This is a genomic window from Nocardia sp. CC201C, assembly GCF_030010695.1.
GTDB lineage: Bacteria > Actinomycetota > Actinomycetes > Mycobacteriales > Mycobacteriaceae > Nocardia > Nocardia otitidiscaviarum.
Map to the genome: position 1 here is coordinate 1 of NZ_JASCXP010000428.1, position 6,378 is coordinate 6,378.

Genomic DNA, 6,378 nt, shown 5'->3' on the forward strand with positions numbered 1-6,378 from the left:
GGGTCATCGATGTGGCCGACTCCATCGCCCGCGTCATCCGCGCGGGCAATCTGCCCGAATCCTTCCTGGTGCACACTCCCGACACCATCGGTCTCGCTCCCTTCCTGCGGGAGCTCACCGTCCGCGTCGACCGGATGGGACCCGAACTGACACCGCTGATCCCGCTGCTGGAACCGGTGCTGGCGCTGGTTCCGCCGCTGGTGAGCCAACTCGATCTCGGCAGCCTCATCGCCCAGGCGCTGCACGCCACCACACCCGACGGCACGCTGCGCCTGCGGATAACCGTCAACTGACCGACAGGAGTCCGTCATGACCGTCGATCTGACCAAGCGCACCACCCCGCGACGCGGACGTGAATCCGCCGGGGCGCGACCGGTTCCGCGCTCGGTGGCCATTCCGCTGACCACGCTGCGCTGGGCCGCGGCGGTCGCGGTGGTCACGGTGGTGGCCGCCGTGTTCGGGGTGCTGCTCCTGGTGGCGCGCAACGACATCGCCGAGCGCGACGCGGTCGCCGCCGCCACCGACCGCGCCGAACAGGTGGCCACCGACTACGCCGTGGGGGCGTCCACGGTGAACTTCGCCGACTTCGATGCCTGGGTGGTGCGGCTCAAGCACAACACGGCACCCGCGCTGGCCAACAAGTTCGACGCCAGCGCCCCGGCCCTGCAGGAGATCATCGCGCCGCTGCGGTGGACCTCCACCGCCATGCCCATCACGGCCAAGGTGGTGTCGGAATCCGGTGGCATATACAAGGTCAACGTCTTCGTCAATGTCAGCTCCACCAATGCCCAGAACCCCGACGGGGCGCAGACGACGGTGACCTACAACGTCACCGTCGACCGCAATGCCGACTGGAAGGTCACCGATGTGGGCGGCATGGAGGGCGCGCTGCCGTTGAAGTGAGCTGCCGTCGAAGTGAGCCGCCGTTGCGGTGAGCCACCCGGCGCGCCCCGCCCGACGTGCACGCTGCGCGGCGGAGAACTATTCCGGGACAGCGCTGTTCGACGCTTCGTGACGGGCGGCGAAGGCGAGTATCCGCGCCGCGACCCGCTGCGGAATCTCGTAGAACACCCCGTGTCCCCGGCCGGGATACACCTGAGTCTCAGCGTTCGGAATGCTCTCGACGATTCTGCGGGTGGCCACCTCGGCATCGGTGACCAGGGAGTCGCCGCCGAAGACGACCAGCGTCGGCACCGTGATCGCCCGCAGCTCGGCGTCTTTCAGCACCCGCGCCCAGCCGATCCGCATGCGGTAGCGCAGGGCTGCCTTGGCGATCGCGAACTCCTGCTCGGTCACCTCGACGCCGGGGCTGAGCCACGCCATCATCTTGCGCATATTCGCGTCCGAGCGGCCGCCCATTCCGAAGCGGATCATCTTCAGCAGCACACGCCACGGCGGCTTGGTGAACATCCCACCCGGCTCGACGAGCGTCACGCTGGCCAGCCGCCCCGCGTCGTGCAGCGCCACCAGACTCGCGTGCCAGGCTCCGTGCGAATAGCCCACCAGGTGCACGCGTTCCAGCCCCAGCCCCGCCAGCACCTCGTTCACCCACACCGCGAAGTCGGCTTCCCGGGTCAGTGGTGCCGTCTGCACGCTCCGGCCCGCGGTGCCGATGGTGTCCAGCGCGTAGACCACCCGATCGCGAGCCAGATCCTCGATGACGTAATGCCAGGCCAGGCCGTTGGCTCCGACAGCGTGCAGCAGCACGATCGGGATCCCGTCTCGCTCCCCCGACCACCGCACATGTGTCGAACCGAACGACGTCGCGATATCGGCCTGCGTCACCGGCAGCGGCCACAACCCCTCCGCCGCCTCGTACATCGCCAGATACTCCGCCCGCGCCGCGTCATTGGCGAATCGCCCGATCTTGGCCATGGCCACCCCTTCATCATCGTTGATGGTATCAACGTACCACGTATTTGGTACGTGCATACCATCAAGCGCGGTTTGGTCCACACCTGTGAGAAGGCTCATGAAACGAGGTCGACACCTAGCCCGAACGACGAACGTCAGCAAATATCTAGCTACCGCTCATTTGGAGTGGCGATCTCATCGACTCGCACAGGGGAGTTCGAATGCACAAGAAATCCGCAGTACTCGTCCTACTCGGCACGGCGGGCATCGCGACCGCCATCGGCAGCGGAACGGCCTCGGCGCTCACGGTGGACCCGCAGCCCGGCGCGGCATCGGTGACCCTGAACCAGGGCGAAGCCGCCGCCGTCGCGTCCATGAACCTGGGCCCCGCCCTCGCTCAGGTCGCCCTCCCGGGCTGGTCTCCGGCCGGAAAGAACGAGGTCGGCAATACGATCAGCAGCGACGCCGCCGTCGCGGGGTCGATGCCCGGCGGCTGGATGCGCATCACCCTGCACGGCCCCATCCAGATGCCGACCCAGGTATCGGTCTCCCGCCCCGCCACCGAGGCCGAGATGCAGCAGCAGGCCGCGTCATGAGACGACTCGGATACGGCCTGCTCGCCGCCGCGGCCACCGTGTCGGCGGTAGCACTGTCCACCGCGACCGCCAACGCGGGCATCCCCGCGGGCGTCTACTGCGCCGGAGCGTTCTGCTACAACACCACCGACCAACCGCAGACCGTCACCGGCACCGAGGTATGCCCGAACGGCCCCCAATACGCCGTATCGGGCCTCATCCCCCCGCACGGCGCAGGCGCGGTCGGCGCCTTCGCCTGCCCGAACGGCGTTCAGCCCCAGGGCATTCTGTACTGACGGCGACATCGACAGTGAGCCGGACCGTCGCGCGCAGCCGCGCCAGGACCTCGCCTCGGCAGGTTTGCGACCGACTCTTCCGCGACGTGCAGTTCGATGGTGTAGGACTCGATCCCACCGTCCGCGATATCTGTGCGATTCAGCGAGATGGTCAGCGGCCAGAGCCCGCAGATACTCAGGGGGCGAGTTGATTTCATCCCCGTGTGGATCTGCCAGCGTTCGGGCGGGTCGGGTACTGCATCGGCACCTTCGAGGTGCTCCTCGCACCAGGAAGGGCATGCGGCATCTCATCTGCCCCGGCATCGCTCATGGCAGCGAGCATAAGCATGCCGTGTCTTCACGGGAGCCGAGTTCGATTGGCGCTGTTCGGAAACGATCACGATGGCCACCATGTCGGGTGATGGCCCACTTCCGAGTTCCACCATGGAGCAAACGACCACCCTACCTGGGGTTATGGCGAATCTTCTTATCGGTGGTGCATGCGACCATCCGGGAACAGCGCAGCTGCGCTTTGCCCTGCGCATCCACGGCAGAGTCGGCAAGGTCCGCTCGGTCCTGCTCGACGACCGCGGCTACGTCGCCCTCATGCGCCGGTACCTCGAGCGTGCGGGCTACACGTCCGGGCCGATGTTCCGCGCCTCCATCAACGGCCACGGCCGCCCGCTGTCCTACTCCGCCGCCCGCCGACGAGGCGCTCCCGGAACACGGCATTCGCCGCGCTCGACCGGATTACTGCGTGCGACAGTCCGGATGGACGGACGGACGCCGGACCGATCGGCAGTGACATCACGGTTCACCGATACGAACAGCGGCGTATGACGGCTGGCGTCAGGATTCACCGATAGCCGACGTCACAGATCGGGTATGTAGCGACTGGTTATTCTGGCTGCTCGTAGCCTCGGCATACGAAAACACCATCTCTCCAGGACGACGGCCCTTGTCGAGGCTGAGCCCGGGCAGCCGGGCCGGAATCACCCAACCACCGTGAGCAGTGTTTACCACGGGCGGTGACTGCAAGGATCGCCGGTACAGTGCCACTCCTAGGGTACGTGCAGGCGCGATCGAGGGATAAGGGCGCTATCTCGGGGGGACGATGAAGTACGACAACCGCACGCTTATCGACGCAGCCGCTCGGATTCTGGGTAAGCTCAATGATTGCACCGGTCAGGTGTGCTCCGGACTCGCGCGCATGTTCGACGCGACGAGCGACTCACTGAACATCAGCAGCGGAAGAATTCTCCTGCAGGACAACGATTCCGGTGCCTCCATCCGCGGGCAGGCGGACACCGGCAACGACTCCGTGACTGCGCTTCCATCCGATTCCACGGTATCGGGCTGGGACAAACGAGGTAAGCCGATCACGTTTCCCGCCGAATTGGTAATCTGCCGACAGTTTTTCGACGCCGACGGCAAGCCGATCGGAATGGGTTGTCCCATCAATCCCAACGATGAACTAATTCCCGGATGGGCCTCGGCTCGTGACCGTGAATCGGATAGTCATTACCGGCACATTCTGGAGGCGCGGGCCGACGGTGGCAGTTACGGTCCTGGAATAGAAGCATCGTGGTACCAGGAAGGGCACAACCCGGTCTACAGGCAGGTGCACTCCGACGGTGATTACTACTCGGTAGCGCTCGACCGCGGTGACGGAGACCGTCAGATCGTGACGGTCACGGGTTCAGGACTCGCACGGATCGACTTGGCCAAGGACATGTTCCATCAGGCGTTGGACAGCAACGCGGGCAGCCCAATCCTCCTTTTGGGGTGCAGGACGTTCAGCCACGATAGCGGTGCCGGGCCCACGCTGGCCGCGGCCTGGCACAGCGCGGGAGTCGATCGCGACGTCTGGGGCTCACCATTGCTGGTCGGACCCCAGCCCATCGACGCGGAGGATTCGATTCTCGGTGTCATCGCCGAGGAGGGAAAGCCTGACTGGAAAGTCCGTCACTATCGGGAGCCCGAACGATGAACGAATCCGTCGGTCGAACCGTTCGCCGCGGCGCCCGGTATCTGCTCGTGGACCCGCAGTGGACCCCGCAACACTCACGCACCCCGATCCCGGACGAGATGATCGTCGGCAGCTGGGGCATCATCGACGAATCCGGCACTCCTGGGCTTTTCCATCCGAACCCCCAATATCGACCCGCCGCCGCCGCCCCCACCGACCCGATCGATGCCGTGCTGTGGCTCATGGCCCGAGGTGCGGACCTCGGCGCCGAACTCGTCCAGCTCACCCGAGACGCGGTTGTCGAAATCGGCTGCGACGAAAGCAAACACCCGCTGATCGGTGCGGCCCCGGATGGCGCCCCGTGCGTGCCCGTCATCACCTCCCCCATACATAAGCAGCACCTCGACGATATCGAGCATTGGTATCAGATCCCGGGACGGGACCTACCCGCCGTGGTCCCCCCGCACGCAGACATCCTGCTGAACCCCTGTGACAACAACCGATTTCGTCTGCTGGCCGCCGCATTACGCCGAGCGGGAGAGGCTGAAACCCGGAGCCTGGGTCGCGATGGCGGAGGTCCTCTGAGTGGCCTGTGAACGAATTGGGTGCCCAGCCGTGTAGACGGCTGCGGCGATACGGGCGGGGTTGTCGGGTTGGCGGTCAGCGGCCTATTCGTTGGCACCGAGGCTCGAGGTCCGGTGCCGGCGGCGATGGTGACTCGGCGTGAGGAGCTTGCTCGACGAGAGCCCGCGGCTGCTTTGCCGAGAAAGTGTGGCGGCGGTGAGGTTGGCGAGTGCCCAGGCCGCCACCCATATCGCGCCAGCTACCAGCGCCACCCAGGACTGCCAGCCAATGGCGGGAACACCGAGGGAAGGTGCCACCCCGGCGGCCCTGAGCGTGAAGATGACGACACCCACACCGACGATGATCGTGCCCAACCAGGAGATAGACAGCAACGCCGCCCGCCACACCGGCCGGGCAGGAGGACGCAGCAGCACCAAGATCAACGCAGCCGTCAGGACACCGACACCCGCATTGGACAACTGCCCTGATACGGGATCGAATTGACCGTAGGCGGAGGCGGGCGCGGGGAAGCCCGGCATACCTAGTTCACCACGTATCGTGAGCTCCACCTTGGAGATGGCGTAGGCGAGGGCGCCGCCGCTGGCAATCAGCACGGAGAATCTGTGCAAGGTCATGGGGCTAGTCTGGTGCAGCGACGGGGTACCTGTGAACACACCGAGATACCGCAGCCCGTCATTGTTCCGGCTCTTGTGCTGACCGCCGACCTTGTAACGAAAGGTCCCGTCTGCGTCGCAGCCGTGGCGCAGGGCTTACGCCAATTCCCAGGTGGGAAAGACTTTTCGCCCGGCGGCCTGCGCCAACGTCGAATGCGAGTAGTTGACCTTGTTCGCGATCTTCCGATAGGTCAGGTTGAGGCCTTGTCGATACAAGTCCGGACCGACCACTCGGATCGGCGACAGCGTAAGCCACCCGATCACCGCCCATCCGAACGGCGGAGCAATCCGTCGGATCCGATCAGCGGCGGCCGGTCTGGCGAGCTGCGAACCGCTCTCGAATCAGCGGCGCCCGGTCTGGCGGACGGCGGGCTGACCGCCGCCGCGCGTGCGCTGCGGGCGGGCCGTACGGGCCGGAGCATCCGAGCGGGTACCGGTCGACTCGACAGCGCGCGGAGCGGATCGGT

The 6,378-nt window shown here is 66.0% G+C and carries 9 protein-coding genes and 1 pseudogene; 7 read left to right on the top strand and 3 right to left on the bottom strand.

The genetic code is table 11. The features are described from left to right. Together QK444_RS30655 and QK444_RS30660 are read left to right on the top strand one after the other, a co-directional pair. Positions 1-293: pseudogene (locus QK444_RS30655) on the top strand (MCE family protein); the annotation flags it as partial. Between the two features lie 16 nt (positions 294-309). Next, complete coding sequence (locus tag QK444_RS30660; protein WP_282785582.1) at positions 310-903, top strand: hypothetical protein; 594 nt, start codon at positions 310-312, stop codon at positions 901-903. Positions 904-981: 78 nt separating this feature from the next. Here QK444_RS30660 and QK444_RS30665 read toward each other — a convergent pair whose 3' ends face one another. After that, positions 982-1,875, bottom strand: coding sequence for an alpha/beta fold hydrolase (locus QK444_RS30665; RefSeq protein WP_282785583.1), 894 nt, complete (start codon positions 1,873-1,875; stop codon positions 982-984). Positions 1,876-2,075: 200 nt separating this feature from the next. Here QK444_RS30665 and QK444_RS30670 point away from each other — a divergent pair, with 200 nt between their 5' ends. The 5 genes from QK444_RS30670 (at position 2,076) to QK444_RS30690 (ending at position 5,269) form a co-directional block, all read left to right on the top strand. Then, on the top strand, positions 2,076-2,450 hold the full coding sequence (locus tag QK444_RS30670) for a hypothetical protein (protein ID WP_282785584.1): 375 nt from the start codon (positions 2,076-2,078) through the stop codon (positions 2,448-2,450). Then, the gene (locus QK444_RS30675) at positions 2,447-2,725 is read left to right on the top strand and encodes a hypothetical protein (protein ID WP_282785585.1); all 279 of its coding nucleotides are present in this window, start codon (positions 2,447-2,449) and stop codon (positions 2,723-2,725) included. The genes QK444_RS30670 and QK444_RS30675 overlap by 4 nt, the downstream gene beginning before the upstream one ends. Positions 2,726-3,148: 423 nt before the next feature. Then, positions 3,149-3,544: a hypothetical protein gene (locus QK444_RS30680; RefSeq protein ID WP_282785586.1), complete on the top strand. Its 396-nt coding sequence runs from the start codon at positions 3,149-3,151 to the stop codon at positions 3,542-3,544. 274 nt (positions 3,545-3,818) lie between these two features. Beyond that, positions 3,819-4,694: a hypothetical protein gene (locus tag QK444_RS30685; protein WP_282785587.1), complete on the top strand. Its 876-nt coding sequence runs from the start codon at positions 3,819-3,821 to the stop codon at positions 4,692-4,694. Continuing rightward, positions 4,691-5,269 carry a type VII secretion system-associated protein gene (locus QK444_RS30690; protein ID WP_282785588.1) on the top strand — a complete coding sequence of 193 codons (579 nt, stop codon included), beginning with the start codon at positions 4,691-4,693 and terminating at the stop codon, positions 5,267-5,269. Before QK444_RS30685 ends, QK444_RS30690 begins: the two co-directional genes overlap by 4 nt. A 72-nt stretch (positions 5,270-5,341) precedes the next feature. On the opposite strand, the gene QK444_RS30695 is transcribed toward QK444_RS30690, so the two are convergent. Next, entirely contained in the window at positions 5,342-5,872 is a 531-nt protein-coding gene (locus QK444_RS30695; RefSeq protein WP_282785589.1) for a hypothetical protein, read from the bottom strand. A 135-nt stretch (positions 5,873-6,007) separates the two neighbouring features. Next, positions 6,008-6,175: a hypothetical protein gene (locus tag QK444_RS30700; RefSeq protein WP_282785590.1), complete on the bottom strand. Its 168-nt coding sequence runs from the start codon at positions 6,173-6,175 to the stop codon at positions 6,008-6,010. Positions 6,176-6,378 lie beyond the last annotated feature (203 nt).